Source organism: Falsiroseomonas sp. CW058 (assembly GCF_050563535.1).
Classification (GTDB): Bacteria; Pseudomonadota; Alphaproteobacteria; order Acetobacterales; family Acetobacteraceae; genus Falsiroseomonas.
In genome coordinates, this window is record NZ_JBNXUO010000022.1 from 23,362 (window position 1) to 39,334 (window position 15,973).

Consider the following 15,973-nt stretch of genomic DNA (forward strand, 5'->3'; position numbering starts at 1 on the left):
CTCAGTGCCCGTGGTCGTCGCCGGCGCCCTCGGCCAGCAGGTAGGTGCGGGAGCAGTAGGGGCAGGTGACCTGCCGGTCCTCGATCCGCAGGTAGACCAGCGGATGGCCGAGCGCCCCGCCGCCGCCGTCGCAGCCGACGGTGCGGCTTTCCACGGTGAAATGCTCGGTCGGCGTCACGCCGGGGGTCTCGACGGGGGTGTAGCCGGTCTGGCGCGGGTCGCGCATGGCTGGGTCCTCAGGCAGTCGGGCCGCGGGAACATAGGGGGATGGGCCGAGGTGGACCAGCCCGGCGCGACCCGCTACCTCCCCCGGCATGGAGCCCGCCAACGCGATCGAGATCACCGGCCTGCGCAAGACCTACCCCGGCAGCAACGGCGGGCCGGGGAAGGAGGCGCTGCGCGGCGTGGACCTGGCCGTCCCGGGCGGGTCCTTCTTCGGGCTGCTCGGGCCCAACGGCGCGGGGAAGTCCACGCTGATCGGCATCCTCGCCGGCCTGGTCCGCAAGACGGCCGGCAGCGCGAAGGTCTGGGGCGTGGACCTGGACGAGGACCCGATCGGGCTGCGCCGCCGCATCGGCGTGGTCCCGCAGGAGCTGAACCTCGACCCCTTCTTCACCCCGCGCGAGACGATGGAGATGCAGGCCGGGCTCTACGGCGTGCCGCGGTCCCGCCGGCGCACCATGGAGATCCTGGACGCGGTCGGCCTGGCGGACAAGGCGGACGCCTATGCGCGCAGCCTGTCGGGCGGGATGCGGCGGCGGCTGCTGGTGGCCAAGGCAATGGTCCACGAACCCCCCGTGCTGGTGCTGGACGAGCCGACGGCGGGCGTCGACATCGAGCTGCGCGAACAGCTCTGGCGCATGGTCCGCGGGCTGAACGCGAACGGCACCACCATCGTTCTCACCACCCACTACCTGGAGGAGGCGGAGCAGCTCTGCGACCGCATCGCCATCATCGGCCACGGGCTGCTGATCGCGAACCAGCCGACGCGGGAGCTGATCGCGCGGATGGACGACAAGGCGCTGACGGTGACGCTGGACCGCGACATCCACGCCGTGCCCGCGCTGCTGGCGCGCTTCCGCGCGACGCTGGAAACCCCCCGGCGGCTGGTGCTCCACTACCGCGCCCGCGACGTGGCGGTGGAAGGCATCCTGGAGGCGCTGCGGGAGGCGGAGCTCGGCATCGTCGACCTCTCGACGAAGGAGGCGGACCTGAACGCGATCTTCCTGCGGCTGACGCGGGAACAGACGGCGGCGTGATGCGCGGCCTGGCGCTGCTGGCGCTGCTGCTGCTCGGCGCCGCCTGCACGCCGGTGGTGATGCCGGCCGGCCCGCCGCTGGCGGTGCCCGCCCTGGCCGGGGACGCGATCCTGGCCGCCGACGGCGCCCGCCTGCCGCTGCGCCGCTTCGCCCCCGAAGGCCCGCCGCGCGCCGTGATGCTGGCGCTGCACGGCTTCAACGACCATTCCGGCAACTTCCTGACCGACAGCCTGGACGCCTTCCGCGGGGGCGGCCTGCTGGTCTACGCCTTCGACCAGCGCGGCTTCGGCCGCGCGCCCAACCGCGGCTACTGGGCGGGGGGCGAGACGATGGCGGCGGATGCCGCCGCCGCCGCGCGCCTGCTGCGCGCCCGCCACCCCGGCCTGCCCTTCTTCGTGCTGGGGGAGAGCATGGGCGCGGCGGTGGCGATCCTTGCCGCGACGGGAGAGGACCCGCCGCCGGTCGATGCCTATGTGCTGCTGGCGCCGGCGCTGTGGCAGCGCGCGCTGATGAACCCCTTCATGCGCGGCGGGCTGTGGCTGGCCGAACGCACCATCCCCGCCGTGCCCTTCCAGGGCGGCGTCGGCGGGGTGGTCGCGAGCGACAACGACGCCGCGCTGCGCCGGCTGGGCCGGGACCCGCTGGCCATCCGCAACACGCGCGTCGATGCCGCGACGGGGCTGATCCTGTTGATGGAGGCCGCGGTCGCCGCCCTGCCGCGTTGCTGCCGCGGCGAGGGGGGCGCGCAGGTGCCGGTGCTGCTCCTGTATGGCGAGCAGGACATGATCGTGCCGGGGCGGATGACCCGCGCCGCGATGCGGAGCCTGCCGCCCGACAGCCGGGTGCGGATGGGCGTCTATCCCGACGGCTACCATCTGCTCCTGTCCGGCCGGAACCGGGCGGCGGTGGCGGGCGACATCCTCGCCTTCCTCGCCGCGCCCGACGCGCCGCTGCCCTCGGGCGCGGAGGGGAACGCGCCGCGCTGGCTGGCGCGGTAGCGCCCGCCCCGCGCTGCGCGGGGCGGCCGGCTCGTCTGAACGTGACCCGGGATTGATCCTGGTCATCTTCGGGACAGGGTCGCGATCCTATACCGCGGCGCAGCAACCCGCCTTCACCCAGAGGTTCCCATGGACTCCACCCCCGCCGCCGCCCGCACCAAGGTCACCGCCATCGCCGGCGACGGCATCGGGCCCGAGGTGATGCGCGCGACGCAGCAGGTCCTCGCCGCCGCCGGCGCCCGGCTGGAATGGGAGGATGCGGTGGCCGGGGCGGAGGCCTTCCGGAAGGGCATCCCCTCCGGCGCCCCTCAGGAGACGCTGGATTCCATCGCCCGCAACGGCGTCGCGCTGAAGGGTCCGCTGGAGACCCCGGTCGGCCATGGCGAGAAGTCGGCCAATGTCACGCTCCGCAAGATCTTCGAGATGTACGGCAACATCCGCCCCGTGCGCGAGCTGCCCGGCATCCGCACGCCCTTCACGGGGCGGGGGATCGACTTCGTCGTGGTGCGCGAGAATGTCGAGGACGTCTATGCGGGCGTCGAGCACATGCAGACGCCCGGAGTCGCGCAGACGCTGAAGCTGATCACCGAGGTCGGCTGCGAGCGCGTCGTGCGGCTCGCCGCCGCGCTGGCGATGGCGGAGGGGCGGCGGAAGGTCACCGTCTCCACCAAGGCGAACATCATGAAGCTGACCGAAGGCATGATGAAGCGGGTGGGGGAGGCGGTGCTGCGGGACTACCCCGACCTCCAGCACGAGCACATGATCGTGGACAACTGCGCCCACCAGATGGTCATCCGGCCGGAGCAGTTCGACGTCACCGTGATGACCAACATGAACGGCGACATCCTGTCGGACCTGGCGGCGGGGCTGGTCGGCGGGCTCGGCGTCGCGCCCTCGGCCAATCTCGGCGACCAGGTGGCGATGTTCGAGGCAGTGCACGGTTCGGCCCCGCAGATCGCCGGCAAGGGGCTGGCGAACCCCACCGCGCTGCTGCTCTCCGCGGTGATGATGCTGCGCCACATCGGCGACTTCGCGACCGCATCGAAGGTGGAGCACGCGCTCTATGTCACGCTGGAGGAGGGGATGGACCTGACGGGGGACATCGCGCCCCCCGGCCAGGGGGCCTCCACCGGCGCCTTCGTGGAGCGCGTGGCCGCCAATCTCGGCCGGACCAGCGCGAAGGTGCCGGAACGCGAGTACCGCCCGATCGCGATGAAGAAGTGGCCCGCCATCACCTGGTACCGCGCGGCGACCACGCGGGAACTCGTCGGCGTCGACGTCTTCGTCGAATCCGAACGTGACCCGCGCGCCATCGGCATCACGCTCGCCGCGGCGGCCGAAGGGTCGGCCTTCACGCTCGACATGATCTCGTCACGCGGCGCGCAGGTGTGGCCGGATCTCGGCGGCAACACCTTCCTGGTGGACCATTTCCGCGCCCGATTCATGTTCAAGGAGGCGCCGAAGGGCAACGGCATCGCGGAGATCACCGACCTGCTCCAGCGCATCGGTCGGCAGCACAACTGGATGCACATCGAGAAGCTGCAGCGCTTCGACGGCGCCGACGCCTACAGCAAGGCCTGAAGGCGCACGGCCCCGGCGCCGGCGGAGGTCCGGCGACGGCCTCGCCGGTCAGCCGCCCGGCAGCCAGACCTCCAGCGTCTGCGGCGGGGGCTGGGGCAGGAAGGCGCGGAAGTCCTGGATCGCCCAGCCGCGGCCGAGCCGCCCGGCCAGGCGCGCCGCCGCCGCCTGGTCCTCCTCGTGGAAATACCGCACCACGGGGGTCGAGGGCACGAAGGGCACGGGCCGCGGGGCCTGCACCTCGAAGCCGGAGGCGCGGAGCGTCTGCATCACCTCCTCCGCCGCCGCCGCCGCGGTGCCGGAATTGGCGCGGTGGTGCACGAAGACCCGCGCGGCGCGGGCGGCCGGCTCGGGCGCCGCCGGGGCGGCGGGCGGGACGGGCATGGCGACGGGTGGCGCGGGGGCTGGCAAGGCGGCGGCGGGCGGGGCTGCGGGGCCGGATGCGGGCTGGGGCGCGACCGGCGCCCCGCTGCCGAGGTTGTCGGGCAGGATCTTGCGCCCGGGCATGTCGCGTCGGCGCTGCTCGGCTTCCTGCCGCAGCGCCTCGACCTGCCGTTCCAGCTCGACCCGCGCCGACCGCAGGGCCGCGAGCCGCGCCTCCTCCGCCGCGAGTTCGGCCTGCCGGGCCGCCGAGGGGGCAGGGGGAAGGGGGGGAGTTGCGGAGTCCGCGGCGGGCTGCGGCGGGCGCGGCACCTCGGTCGGCACCAGGCCCGCGCCCCAGTTCCGCGACCGGGATGGCGGCGCGGTGTCGGCCATGATCAGAACCGCCGCCGCGCCGGCCACGCCGACGCCGAGCGCGATCCAGAGGAAGCGCCAGGACCTTCGCGCACCGGCATGGCGGGGCGCCGGCCCCGTTCTCTCTCGTCGCATCATGGTGGACCTCGCCCCCTCCCGCGCCATGCGCGCGGGGCGCGCCGCCCGAACGCGACCCGTGCCGCGGCGGTTCCGGGGTGTCGGTTCCGGGGGCGCGGCCGGCCTCAGGGCTGGCCGTCGCGCTCCGCCTGGGACTGCGCGGCCAGGGCGCGCGCCATCTGGCTCAGCGCCTCCTGGTGCTTCTCGTTGTCGATGAGCGCGAAGTTGCGGGCGAGTTCGAGGCACATGCGCTGGCGGGGGGACGCTTCGTTGCCGCCGCCTTCCGGCGCCAGCCCCTCGAAGAACCAGGACACGGGGACGCCGAGCACCTGCCCGATCTCGAACAGGCGGCCGGCCGAGATGCGGTTCAGCCCGCGTTCGTATTTGTGCGCCTGCTGGTAGGTGACGCCGATCATCTTCGCCAGCTGCTGCTGGGAAAGGCCCATCATCACCCGCCTTTCGCGGATGCGGGCCCCGACATGGCGGTCGGCAGCGTTCGCCCGCTGCCCGGGCCGCTCGGCCGGCGCCTCGCCGTTGCGGCGCCGCTCGATCCCGGTGGTTTCCATTCTTCTCGCCCCTCGACCCGCATTCAGACGCCTCCTGCAATGCGGCAGATAGCGTTGCGTTCCACCAAGACGCGCATGACAAAGGCGTGAGTTTCGCCTGTTCGGACAACGCAAGAAACCGGAGGGCTTACACAACCCAGGCGCAAGACGCGGGCCGGCGAAGGCAACCGCGCAGGGCCGCGCCGGTCAGTCCTTTCTGCGCGCCGCGGCCTGCAGCGTCTCCACCTGGCGGCGCAGCGCCTCGATCTCGGCCTGGAGCGCGGCGACGCGGGCGGCCTCGCTGCCTTCGGGGCCGTCCTGGCCGGGGCGGAACGGGGCGAAGAGGCTCATCGCCCGTTCCATCATCGCCATGTTCTGCTTGCCCATCTCCTCGAGCCCGCCGAAGGGCATGAAGCCGCCCATGGTCTGCTGGACGGTGCGGCGCATCTGTTCGTGCTGCTGCGCGAAGGCGCCCATCATCGATTCCAGGTAGCGCGGGACGAGCGTGCCCATGCCGTCGCCGTAGAAGCCGATGATCTGCCGCAGGAAGGAGATCGGCAGCAGGTGCCGGCCCTTCGCCTCCTCCTCGACGATGATCTGGGTCAGGACGGAACGGGTGATGTCCTCGCCGGACTTGGCGTCGTAGACGACGAAGTGCCGCCCCTGGCGGATCATCGCCGCCAGGTCCTCGAGCGTGACGTAGGAGGAGGATTCCGTGTTGTAGAGCCGCCGGTTGGCGTATTTCTTCACGACAACCGGGGGCATGGCCGGGGTCTCGGACGTGGCCCCCGGCGGGTTGGTGGTGTCCTGTGACATGTGCTTGCCTTCCCGCGGCCCCGTCTGGGGCCGACCTTGCCGACGGTGTCCCGCCGCGTGGGACGATCCTACCATGTGCCTGGGTGCGGTGCGAAACTCCTGTTGCGCAAATCGTCCGGCGTGGGTTTCAACCCCGGTGCGCCGGGCCCGGCCCTGGCCCGGCGGGAGAGGCTGATGCAGGGGGACACCCCGAAGGACGACACCCCGAGGCAGGCGGGGGCGGATCTCGACCGCCTCGCCGAGGACTGGATCACGTTGTGGCAGAGCGAGATCGCCGCGATGGCGGCCGACCGGGAGGTGGCGGAGGGCTGGGCGGCGATGGCGGCCGCCTGCGCCGCCTTCGCCCAGGCCTGGACCAGGGCCGCCACCGCGCCGCGCCCGCCGGCCTTCCCGGCCGGCTTCCCCTGGCCCTTCCCGGCCGCAGCGCCGCATGAACACGACCGCGCGCCCGGACCTGCCCCGGCCGTTCCGCCGGCGGGGGCCGCGCCCGCTGGCGCTGCACCTGGCGATGGGGGGCGCGCGGGGGGTGGCGGCGATGGCGGGGGCGGTGATGGCGTCCTCCGCGCCCGGCTGGCCGAGCTGGAACGACGCCTGGCCGATCTCGAAGGCGGGGCGGGCGGAAGCCGACCGGATCCTCCGCGCCCTCGCGGACGGCGGCCACGCGCCTGAGGCCTTCGGCGGCGCCGTGCTGCGCCGCCTGCTGCGGCAGGACCGCGCGCTGCTGGCGGGCATCGCCGCCTATCGCCGTCATCCCTGGCACCGCACCGTGCCGGACCCGCCGGCCATCTGGTCGGAAGGCGGGTCACGGCTGCTGGACCATGCGCTGCCGGGCGCCGCGGGCCTGCCGGTGGTGCTGGTGCCGAGCCTGGTGAACCGCGCGCATGTGCTGGACCTGCTGCCCGGCCGGTCGCTGATGCGCTTCCTGGCCGGGCAGGGGGTGCGGCCGCTGCTGCTGGACTGGGGCTGGCCGGGCGAGGTGGAGCGCGCCTTCACCCTGACCGACTACATCGCCGGCAGGCTGGAACGCGCGCTGGCGGCGCTGCCCGGGCCGGCGGTGCTGGTGGGCTACTGCATGGGCGGTCTTCTCGCGCTCGCCGCGGCGCTGCGCCGGCCGGACCGCGTGGCCGCGCTCGGCCTGCTGGCGACGCCGTGGGATTTCCACGCCGGCGCGGCGGAGGCCGGCCGCGCGCGCGCCGCCGCCGCGCTGCTGCCGGGGCTGGAGCCGCTGATGCAGGCGACCGGCACGCTGCCGGTGGATGCGATCCAGGCGCTGTTCACCGGGCTCGACCCCTGGGGGGTGGCGCAGAAATACCGCGCCTTCGCGCGGCTCGACCCCGCCTCGGCGCGGGCCGAGGGGTTCGTCGCGCTGGAAGACTGGCTGAATGACGGCGTGCCGCTGGCCGCACCCGTGGCGCGGGAATGCCTGGGCGGCTGGTACGGCGCCAACACGCCGGCGCGGGGCGCCTGGCGGGTGGCCGGGGCGGTGGTGGACCCCGCGGCGCTGGCGATGCCCGTCTTCCTCGCCATCCCGCATCGCGACCGGATCGTGCCCCCGGCCTCCGCCCGCCCGCTGGCGGGGCGGTTGCGCCGGGCCGTGCTGCACGAGGCGCAGGCCGGGCATATCGGCATGGCGGCGGGCAGCGGTGCGGAAGCCGCGCTGTGGCGGCCGTTGCTGGATTGGCTTCGCGGCTTGTAGCGCCCCCTGCGGCGCAGCAAACTGTCGCCACGCCGGTCCACACAAGGAACCCCCGAATGACCGAGATCGTCATCGCCTCCGCCGCCCGCACCCCGGTCGGCAGCTTCAGCGGCGCCTTCGCCAGCCTTCCGGCCCATGCGCTGGGCACGGTGGCGATCCAGGCCGCCCTTGCCCGCGCCAATGTCCGGCCCGAGGAGGTGGACGAGGTGATCCTCGGCCAGATCCTGACCGCCGGCGCCGGCCAGAACCCCGCCCGCCAGGCCGCCATGGCCGCCGGCATCCCGGCCGAGCGCACGGCCTTCGGCATCAACCAGCTCTGCGGGTCCGGCCTGCGGGCCGTGGCGCTCGCCGCCCAGCAGATCGCCACCGGCGACGCCGCCATCGTGGTGGCCGGCGGGCAGGAGAGCATGACCCAGTCGCCGCATTGCGCGAATCTCCGCGCCGGCCAGAAGATGGGCGGGCTGGAGCTGGTGGACACCATGCTCAAGGACGGGCTGTGGGATGCCTTCCAGGGCTACCACATGGGCACCACGGCGGAGAACGTGGCGCAGAAATACCAGCTGACCCGCCAGGAGCAGGACGAGTTCGCCGCCGCCAGCCAGCGCAAGGCGGGCGAGGCGATGAAGGCCGGCCGCTTCAGGGACGAGATCGCGCCGGTGACCGTGAAGGGCCGCAAGGGCGACGTGGTGGTCACCGAGGACGAGTATCCGAAGCCCGAGACGACGGCCGAGGTGCTGGCCAAGCTCCGCCCCGCCTTCAGCAAGGACGGCACCGTCACCGCCGGCAACGCGTCCGGCATCAACGACGGCGCCGCGGCGGTGGTGGTGATGAGCGCCGCCGAGGCCGCGAAGCGAGGCATCGCGCCGATGGCGAGGATCGTCAGCTGGGCGACCGCCGGCGTCGACCCCGCCATCATGGGCACCGGCCCGATCCCGGCCAGCCGCAAGGCCCTGCAGAAGGCGGGCTGGTCGATCGACAGCCTCGACCTGATCGAGGCGAACGAGGCCTTCGCCGCGCAGGCCTGCGCGGTGAACAAGGACCTGGGCTGGGATCCGGCGAAGGTGAACGTCAATGGCGGCGCCATCGCACTCGGCCATCCCATCGGCGCCTCGGGCGCGCGGGTGCTGAACACGCTTCTGTTCGAGATGCAGCGCCGCGGCGCGAAGCGAGGCCTGGCCACGCTGTGCATCGGCGGGGGCATGGGTGTCGCGATGTGCGTCGAGCGCGCGGCCTGACCTGACGGGGGCGGCCGGCGGCGCATCGCCGGCCGCCCCCTCCCATCCGGCGCCGCCTCTCGCAGGCGTGACTCGGTCCTGCAACCATGGCGTGTGGCATGCTCCGGCAGGACCCGCGAAGGGTCCAGGGAGGAAGAGCCACATGACCGAAGCCAGTCTGCGCCGGCGCGGCCTTCTCGCCGCGGCCGCCGGCCTTGCCGCCACACCCGCCGCCGCGCAGCGCCGCTATGGCGACGACGCGCCGCCGCAGCGCTACCCCGACCCCGACATCGTCGCGCTCGACCCGCGCCGCTTCACCGCGCCGCTCGGCAACAGCGCCATCCGGCGGCTGCACACCGGGATGCAGTGGGCCGAGGGCCCCGCCTGGCACGCCACCGGGCGTTTCCTGGTCTGGTCCGACATCCCGAATGACGAGGCGCTGCGCCTGACCGAGGAGGACATGAAGGTCAGCCGCCGCTTCCGCAGCCCGTCGGGCTTCTCCAACGGCAACACCTTCGACCGGGAGGGCCGGCAGATCGCCTTCCGCCACCTGCACCGCGACGTGGTGCGCTACGAGCCCAATGGCCGCGTCACCGTGCTGGCCGCCCGCGGGCCGGACGGGCCCTTCAACGCGCCGAACGACGGCGTGGTCCACCCCGAGGATGGCAGCCTCTGGTTCACCGATCCCGGCTATGGCGCGCTGATGAACTACGAGGGCGAGCGCGTGGCCGAGAGCGCGAACAGCCCCCGTCCCTTCATCAAGGAGGCGATCTACCGGATCGACGCGCAATCCGGCCAGGTGACGAAGGTGGCCGACGAGCCCTTCAAGCCGAACGGTCTCTGCTTCTCCCCCGACTACCGCACCTGCTACGTCGCCGACACCGGCGCAAGCCACTACCCGGAGGCGAGCCGCATCATCTGGGCCTATGACGTGGACGGCCCCCGGCTGCGCAATCCCCGCACCTTCGCCTCCATGGCGCTGGAGGGGAAGAACGGCATGGCCGACGGCATCCGCACCGACGAGCGCGGCAACCTCTGGTCCTCGGCCGGCTGGGTGGGAGACGGGTATGACGGCGTGCATGTCTTCGCCCCGGACGGCGAGCGGATCGGGCTGATCCGGCTGCCGGAGATCTGCTCGAACCTGTGCTTCGGCGGCGCGCGGCGGAACATCCTGTTCATGACGGCCAGCCAGTCGCTCTACGCCCTGCCCGTCGAGACGCGCGGCGCGCATTTCTGCTGAGGCGGGCGGGCGTGCGCCGCCTGCCGCACGCCCGCCCGAATCCTTCCGCATGCAGCGCGGGTGACCGACGAATCCGCCCCCCTCCGCCGCGCCGCCTTCGCCGCGCTCGTGGCCGCCATCGCGCTGCTGCTGCTGTGGCTCACCTGGCGCGCGCTGGCGCCGGGCGGGATCGATGCGGTGGAGGCGCTGATCCTGGCCGCCGTCGCGCTGACCACGCCCTGGGCGGCGCTGTCAGCGGGCAATGCGCTGGTGGGGCTGGCGATCCTGCTGCTGGCGCGGGACCCACCGGCCCTCGTGCTGCCCGCGCTGGTCCGCGCCCGGCCCGGCGCGCCGCGCGGGGTCACCGCGCTGGTGGTGTGCATCAGGAACGAGGCGATGGAGGCGGTGTTGCCGCCCCTCGCCACCCTGCTCGACGGGCTGGAGGCCGCGGGGGCGGGCGGGCGCTTCCGGCTATGGTTGCTGTCGGACACGCAGGACGCGGCGGCCGCGGCCGCGGAGGAGGCTGCGATCCGCGCCTTCACCGCCGGGCGCGGCGGCAGCGGCGGCGTGTCCGTCCACCACCGCCGCCGCATGCGGAACACCGGCTTCAAGGCCGGCAACGTGATGGACTTCCTGGACCACCATGCGGGCGATGCGGAGTTCTTCCTCACCCTCGACGCCGACAGCGCCATGACGGCCGAGGCGGTGCTGCGCCTGGTGGCGGTGATGGAGGCCGATCCGCGGCTGGCGATCGTCCAGCAGCTGATCGTCGGGCGGCCCGCCACCGCCGCCTTCCCGCGGCTGTTCCAGTTCGGGATGCGGGCGGGGATGCGCGCCTGGGCGACGGGGCAGGCGTGGTGGCAGCTCGATGCCGGGCCCTATTGGGGGCACAACGCCATCCTGCGCTGCGAGCCCTTCCGCCGCCATGCCCGGCTGGAGCCGCTGCCCGACGGCAGCGCCATCCTGTCGCATGACATGGTGGAGAGCGTGCGGTTGCAGGCGGCGGGCTGGCGCGTGCGCTGCCTGCCGGCGGAGGAGGGCAGCCTGGAGGCCAACCCCCCCGCCATGCCGGAATTCCTGCGCCGGGACGAACGCTGGGGCGCGGGCAACATGCAGTACTGGCAGTTGCTGAAGCTGCCGAACCTCACGCCGCTGGGCCGGTTGCAGCTGGTGCAGGCGATTCTGCTGTTCCTCGGCGCGCCGCTGCATGCGCTGGTGCTGGCGCTGGCGGCGGTGTCGGCGCTGGGCGGCGGCGGCGGGGCTTCGATGGGGGCGCTGGCGCTGGCCGTCGCGGCGCATTGGCTGTGCCACTTCTCGCCGAAGCTTGCGGGCTACGCGCAGGTGCTGCTGCGGCCGCGCGTCGCGGCGGCCTATGGCGGGCGGCTGGCCTTCGCGCGTGGGGCGGCGGCGGAACTCGCCTTCATGTCCCTGTTCGAGCCGCTGTCGACGCTGAACAAGGCGATGTTCCTGGCGACCCTGCCCTTCGGGCGGCGCACCGGCTGGCTGCCGCAGAACCGTGCCGACCGCGGCATCCCCTGGCGGGACGCGGCGCGGCTGCTCTGGCCGCACACGCTGGTCGGGGTGGCGCTGACGCTGGTCTTCGCCGCCGCGTCCCTGCCGGCGCTGCTGCTGGCGCTGCCCTTCACGCTCGGGATGGTGCTGGCCATCCCGCTCTGTGTCTGGAGCGCGGATCCCGGCATCTCCGCCTGGCTGCGGGCGCGGCGCATCGCGGCGACGCCGGAGGAGCTGGCGGCCGGATGACCGCGCGGGATCAGCCGCAGCCGGCGCCCTGGCGCGTCACGCCGATCACCCGTCCATCGCGCAGCTCGTAGTTGGTCGGGCAGGGGGCGGCCGTTGCCGCGCCGGAGCCGAAGCCGAGGCCGAGGCCGGTGCCGAAGCCCACCCCGCTGCCCCAGCCGCCCGACCAGCGCCCGACGCCGAGCCCGATGGAGGGCGTCACCACCGGGCCGGAGGCCACCGCCGGCCCGTCATAGGCCAGGACCCGCCGCCCCTCGGCCTCGTAAACCCGGTTCGGCACGCCGAGCCCGGCGACGAGCTCGGCCTCGCTGCGGCCGACCCAGCTGGTGTCGACCGGCGGCGGCGCCTGCGCGCAGGCGGCGAGCAGCGGCAGCAAGGCAAGGGCGGCGGGACGCATCCGGTGGCCTTTCGTGGCATCGGGGATGGACCCCCAACGCCCGGCCGGCATGGCCGGATGCAGGCCCGCTCAGGTCAGCTTGATGCGTTCCACCCCGTAGAAGGTCACCGTCTCCCCACCCAGCGTGAAGGTGCCGTTGATCTCCACCTGCTGGCCGTTGCGGGTGAAGGACCAGGTGCCGTCGGCATTCTGCACCGGCGTCGCGTCGCCCCATTGCAGCCCGGCCTGCATCTGCGCCAGCGACACGCCCTTGAGCTGGAGCGTGTCGGTGCCGGCCTGGCCGTGGAACACGTCGTTGCCGCTGCCCGGCGACCAGACATAGCTGTCCGCGCCGCCGCCGCCGAAGGCGGTGTCGCTGGCGCGGTCGCCCTGGCCGCCGTCGAGGCTGTCATTCTCGCCGTTCCAGGCATCGCCGGGGTTGTCGCCATGCAGCTCGTCCGATCCCGCGCCGCCCACGATGTAGTCGCGCCCGGCATTGCCGAACACCTTGTCGTTGCCGGCGCCGGCCAGCACCGTGTCGTTGCCGGCATTGGCGGTGATGGTGTCGTTGCCCGCCGTGCCCTGCTGCTGGGTGCCGAGGTCGTTCATGACGATGTTCTGCGGCGACCCTCCGGGGGCGGGCGTGCCGCCGCCCCAGGCGCCCTGGCCGCTGCCCGGCGCGGCGCCGATGTTGATGCGCTCCACCCCGTAGAAGGTCACCGTCTCCCCGCCGACCGAGAAGGTGCCGCTGATCTCCTGCGCGCGGCCGTCGCGCATGAAGGACCAGGTGCCGTCCGCATTCTGGGCGGGCGTCACGCCGCCCTCGTTCCAGCGGATGCCGGATTGCAGCTGGTCGAGGCTGACGCCCTTCAGCTCCAGCGTGTCGAAGCCGTTCTGGCCGTGGAACACGTCGTTGCCGCTGCCGGGGGTCCAGACATAGTTGTCGTCGCCGCCGCCGCCGAAGGCGGTGTCGCTGGCGCGGTCGCCCTGGCCGCCGTCCAGCGCGTCGGCATCGCCGTTCCAGGCGTCGCCGGGGTTGTCGCCGTGGATTTCGTCGGCCCCGCCGGCGCCGATCAGCCAGTCGCGACCGGCATTGCCGAAGATCTTGTCGTTGCCGTCGCCGCCCCAGGCGGTGTCGTCGCCGCCATTGGCCTGGATGGTGTCGTTGCCGGCGGTGCCGTCCTGCTTCGTGCCCCAGTCGTTCATGACGATGTTCTGGCCGCTCGCGGGGGCGGGCGCGGGGGCACCCCAGGCGCCCTGGCCGCTGCCGGGTGCGGCGCCGATGTTGATGCGTTCCACCCCGTAGAAGGTCACCGTCTCCCCGCCGATGGAGAAGCTGCCGCTGATCTCCTGCGCGCGGCCGTCGCGGTGGAAGGACCAGGTGCCGTCGCCGTTCTGCACCGGGGTCACGCCGCCCTCGTTCCAGCGGATGCCGGATTGCAGCTGGTCGAGGCTGACGCCCTTCAGCTCCAGCGTGTCGGAGCCGGCCTGGCCATGGAACACGTCGTTGCCGCTGCCCGGCGACCAGACATAGTTGTCGTCGCCGCCGCCGCCGAAGGCCTGGTCGCCCGCACGGTCGCCCTGGCCGCCGTCCAGCGCATCGGCATCGCCGTTCCAGGCATCGCCGGGGTCGTCACCATGCAGCTCGTCCGACCCGCCGGCGCCGATCAGCCAGTCGCGGCCGGCATTGCCGAAGATCTTGTCGTTGCCGTCGCCGCCCCAGGCGGTGTCGTCGCCGGCATAGGCGTGGATGACGTCGTCCTGTCCGGTGCCGTCCTGCTTCGTGCCGTTGCCGTCCATGTGGAAGGTCGCGCCGCCGCTGACCCCCTTCAGCTCCTCCGCGTCGATCTTCCGCGGCTCGCTGCGCTCGCCCATCCCACCCTCCTCCGCCGTTCCAGGCCCGATCGGGACGGACAGTAGCGCCTCCCGCCCGGGTTGTGCATCGGAGATGATCCTGTCGCCCCGATAGAGGGTGCCGATGGCGCGGGGGCTGGCCGGGTCAGCGGAGGTCCGCGGGGCCGAAGGCGGCGGGCAGCAGCGCGCCGAGGGTGGTCACGCGCGGTGCGCCGGCCGCGTCCCGCGTCACCACCCGCAGAGCACCGTCCGGCGAGAATTCCGACAGAACCTGCCGGCAGATGCCGCAGGGGCCGAGCGCGACGCCCGCCGGCCCCGCCACCGCGACGGCGACGAAGCGGCGCCGACCCGACGCGACGGCGGCGCCCACCGCCACGCGCTCGGCGCAGATCGTCGCGCCGTAGCTGGCATTCTCGACATTGCAGCCGCCCACCACGCTGCCATCGTCGCAGAGCAGCGCGGCGCCCACCTGGAAGCGGGAATAGGGCGCATGCGCGAAGCCCCGCGCATGTTCCGCCAGCGCCATCAGCGCGGCCGGGTCCATCGGGATGTCCATGCGGCCCAGGCTGCACCGCCCGGGTGCGGGCGGCCAGCCCTGCCGCGCGGCGTCACGCCCCCGGCAGGGGCGGCGCGGTGCTGGCGCGGATGACGAGTTCCGGGACCAGCCGGATGTCACGGCGACGGGCCGAGGGGTCCGCCATCTCGTCCAGCAGCAGCGTCGCGGCCTGGCGCCCCATCTCGGCGTGCTGGATGCGGATGGTGGTCAGGGCGGGGTGGATGCGGTCGACGAAGGGCATGTCGTTGAAGCCGGTGACGGAGATGTCGGCGCCGGGCCGCAGCCCCGCCGCCGCCAGCGCGTCGTAGACGCCGAGGCAGAGCATGTCGTTCGCCGCCACCACGGCGGTGAAGGGCGGGCCGCCCAGCAGCCGCGCCATCGCCGTGCGGCCCGCCTCCACGGTGTAGGCCGCGGCCGCCACCACCGGCGCCGCCGCCGGGTCGAGCCCGCGGGCGCGCAGCGCGGCGCGGAATCCCGCGCGGCGGTCGATCGCGGTGGAGACGCCGGCCGGCCCGGCCAGGTGCGCGATGCGCCGGTGGCCGAGTTCCAGCAGGTGCGCGACTGCGAGCCCGATGCCGAGCCGGTCGTCATTGGTGACCGCGGAGCCCGCCGCGGCGCCCCGGCCGGCGCCGGGCAGGCGGCGGTTGATCAGCACGGCGGGGATGCGCAGCCGTGTGCAGAGTTCCACCGCGCGGGTGCCCTCGGCCGCGGAGGCGAGCATCAGGCCGTCCACCAGGTGCTCGGCCATGCGGCTGATCAGCATTTCCTCCCGCGCGGGGTCATTGTCGGTGTTGGCCACCAGGGTCGCGTAGCCGTGCTGCACCAGCAGCGTCTCGGCTGCGCGGACGATGGGGGGGAAGATCGGGTTGACCAGGTCCGGCACCAGGATGCCGATGGTGCGGGACCGGCGGGTGCGCAGCCCGGCCGCGATGGCGGAAGGCCGCCAGCCCAGCCGCGCCGCCGCTTCGCCCACGCGGGCGGCGACCGCATCCGTCACCATGCCGCGCGTCGCCGGGTTCAGCGCGCGCGAGACGGTGGAGGCGTGCACGCCGGCCGCGCGCGCCACGTCGGCGATGGTGATCCGCGCGTCGGGCGTGCCGGCGGGGGGCGGGGGGCGGCGTGGCATGGGGCGGGCGCATCCTACATGCCGGCCCGCCGCCTGTCGCCCGCGCCGGGAGGGGTGCAATCGATTGCACCGAGTGCTTGACCCCCGCCCGGCGCCGGGCCTAGATGCCGCCGGACGATGGAGGGG

15 protein-coding genes are annotated in these 15,973 nt (G+C 73.8%); 7 read left to right on the forward strand and 8 right to left on the reverse strand.

Features of this window, described 5'->3' with window-relative positions:
• Nucleotide 1: 1 nt before the first annotated feature.
• On the reverse strand, nt 2-226 hold the full coding sequence (locus ACK8OX_RS17180) for a zinc-finger domain-containing protein (RefSeq protein WP_430665450.1): 225 nt from the start codon (nt 224-226) through the stop codon (nt 2-4).
• Nucleotides 227-314: 88 nt separating this feature from the next.
• Here ACK8OX_RS17180 and ACK8OX_RS17185 point away from each other — a divergent pair, with 88 nt between their 5' ends.
• The 3 genes from ACK8OX_RS17185 to ACK8OX_RS17195 all read left to right on the forward strand — a co-directional run bounded on the left by ACK8OX_RS17185 (nt 315) and on the right by ACK8OX_RS17195 (nt 3,838).
• The gene (locus ACK8OX_RS17185) at nt 315-1,259 is read left to right on the forward strand and encodes an ABC transporter ATP-binding protein (protein ID WP_430665451.1); all 945 of its coding nucleotides are present in this window, start codon (nt 315-317) and stop codon (nt 1,257-1,259) included.
• Entirely contained in the window at nt 1,259-2,257 is a 999-nt protein-coding gene (locus tag ACK8OX_RS17190) for an alpha/beta fold hydrolase (RefSeq protein WP_430665509.1), read from the forward strand. Before ACK8OX_RS17185 ends, ACK8OX_RS17190 begins: the two co-directional genes overlap by 1 nt.
• 129 nt (nt 2,258-2,386) lie before the next feature.
• Nucleotides 2,387-3,838, forward strand: a complete 1,452-nt coding sequence (locus ACK8OX_RS17195) for an NADP-dependent isocitrate dehydrogenase (RefSeq protein ID WP_430665452.1) — start codon at nt 2,387-2,389, stop codon at nt 3,836-3,838.
• A gap of 48 nt (nt 3,839-3,886) precedes the next feature.
• On the opposite strand, the gene ACK8OX_RS17200 is transcribed toward ACK8OX_RS17195, so the two are convergent.
• The 3 genes from ACK8OX_RS17200 to phaR all read right to left on the reverse strand — a co-directional run bounded on the left by ACK8OX_RS17200 (nt 3,887) and on the right by phaR (nt 6,048).
• Nucleotides 3,887-4,708 (reverse strand): hypothetical protein, encoded by an 822-nt coding sequence (locus tag ACK8OX_RS17200; RefSeq protein ID WP_430665453.1) that lies wholly within the window; start codon nt 4,706-4,708, stop codon nt 3,887-3,889.
• A gap of 104 nt (nt 4,709-4,812) precedes the next feature.
• The gene (locus tag ACK8OX_RS17205; RefSeq protein ID WP_430665454.1) at nt 4,813-5,253 is read right to left on the reverse strand and encodes a helix-turn-helix domain-containing protein; all 441 of its coding nucleotides are present in this window, start codon (nt 5,251-5,253) and stop codon (nt 4,813-4,815) included.
• 186 nt (nt 5,254-5,439) lie between these two features.
• Complete coding sequence (gene phaR / locus ACK8OX_RS17210) at nt 5,440-6,048, reverse strand: polyhydroxyalkanoate synthesis repressor PhaR (protein WP_430665455.1); 609 nt, start codon at nt 6,046-6,048, stop codon at nt 5,440-5,442.
• Between the two features lie 430 nt (nt 6,049-6,478).
• Here phaR and ACK8OX_RS17215 point away from each other — a divergent pair, with 430 nt between their 5' ends.
• The 4 genes from ACK8OX_RS17215 to mdoH all read left to right on the forward strand — a co-directional run bounded on the left by ACK8OX_RS17215 (nt 6,479) and on the right by mdoH (nt 11,938).
• A complete protein-coding gene (locus tag ACK8OX_RS17215) occupies nt 6,479-7,744 on the forward strand; it encodes an alpha/beta fold hydrolase (RefSeq protein WP_430665456.1) in 1,266 nt (421 codons plus the stop codon).
• Between the two features lie 56 nt (nt 7,745-7,800).
• Nucleotides 7,801-8,979 carry an acetyl-CoA C-acetyltransferase gene (locus ACK8OX_RS17220; RefSeq protein WP_430665457.1) on the forward strand — a complete coding sequence of 393 codons (1,179 nt, stop codon included), beginning with the start codon at nt 7,801-7,803 and terminating at the stop codon, nt 8,977-8,979.
• A 142-nt stretch (nt 8,980-9,121) separates the two neighbouring features.
• Nucleotides 9,122-10,198, forward strand: a complete 1,077-nt coding sequence (locus tag ACK8OX_RS17225; RefSeq protein WP_430665458.1) for an SMP-30/gluconolactonase/LRE family protein — start codon at nt 9,122-9,124, stop codon at nt 10,196-10,198.
• Nucleotides 10,199-10,258: 60 nt separating this feature from the next.
• A complete protein-coding gene (gene mdoH, locus ACK8OX_RS17230; RefSeq protein ID WP_430665459.1) occupies nt 10,259-11,938 on the forward strand; it encodes a glucans biosynthesis glucosyltransferase MdoH in 1,680 nt (559 codons plus the stop codon).
• A 10-nt stretch (nt 11,939-11,948) separates the two neighbouring features.
• Here the strand turns inward: mdoH and ACK8OX_RS17235 are convergent, their stop codons facing one another.
• The 4 genes from ACK8OX_RS17235 to ACK8OX_RS17250 all read right to left on the reverse strand — a co-directional run bounded on the left by ACK8OX_RS17235 (nt 11,949) and on the right by ACK8OX_RS17250 (nt 15,847).
• A complete protein-coding gene (locus tag ACK8OX_RS17235) occupies nt 11,949-12,332 on the reverse strand; it encodes a hypothetical protein (RefSeq protein ID WP_430665460.1) in 384 nt (127 codons plus the stop codon).
• 69 nt (nt 12,333-12,401) lie between these two features.
• Nucleotides 12,402-14,186 (reverse strand): calcium-binding protein, encoded by a 1,785-nt coding sequence (locus ACK8OX_RS17240; RefSeq protein ID WP_430665461.1) that lies wholly within the window; start codon nt 14,184-14,186, stop codon nt 12,402-12,404.
• 124 nt (nt 14,187-14,310) lie between these two features.
• Entirely contained in the window at nt 14,311-14,721 is a 411-nt protein-coding gene (locus tag ACK8OX_RS17245; RefSeq protein ID WP_430665462.1) for a cytidine deaminase, read from the reverse strand.
• 52 nt (nt 14,722-14,773) lie between these two features.
• Entirely contained in the window at nt 14,774-15,847 is a 1,074-nt protein-coding gene (locus tag ACK8OX_RS17250; RefSeq protein ID WP_430665463.1) for a LacI family DNA-binding transcriptional regulator, read from the reverse strand.
• Between the last annotated feature and the right edge of the window lie 126 nt (nt 15,848-15,973).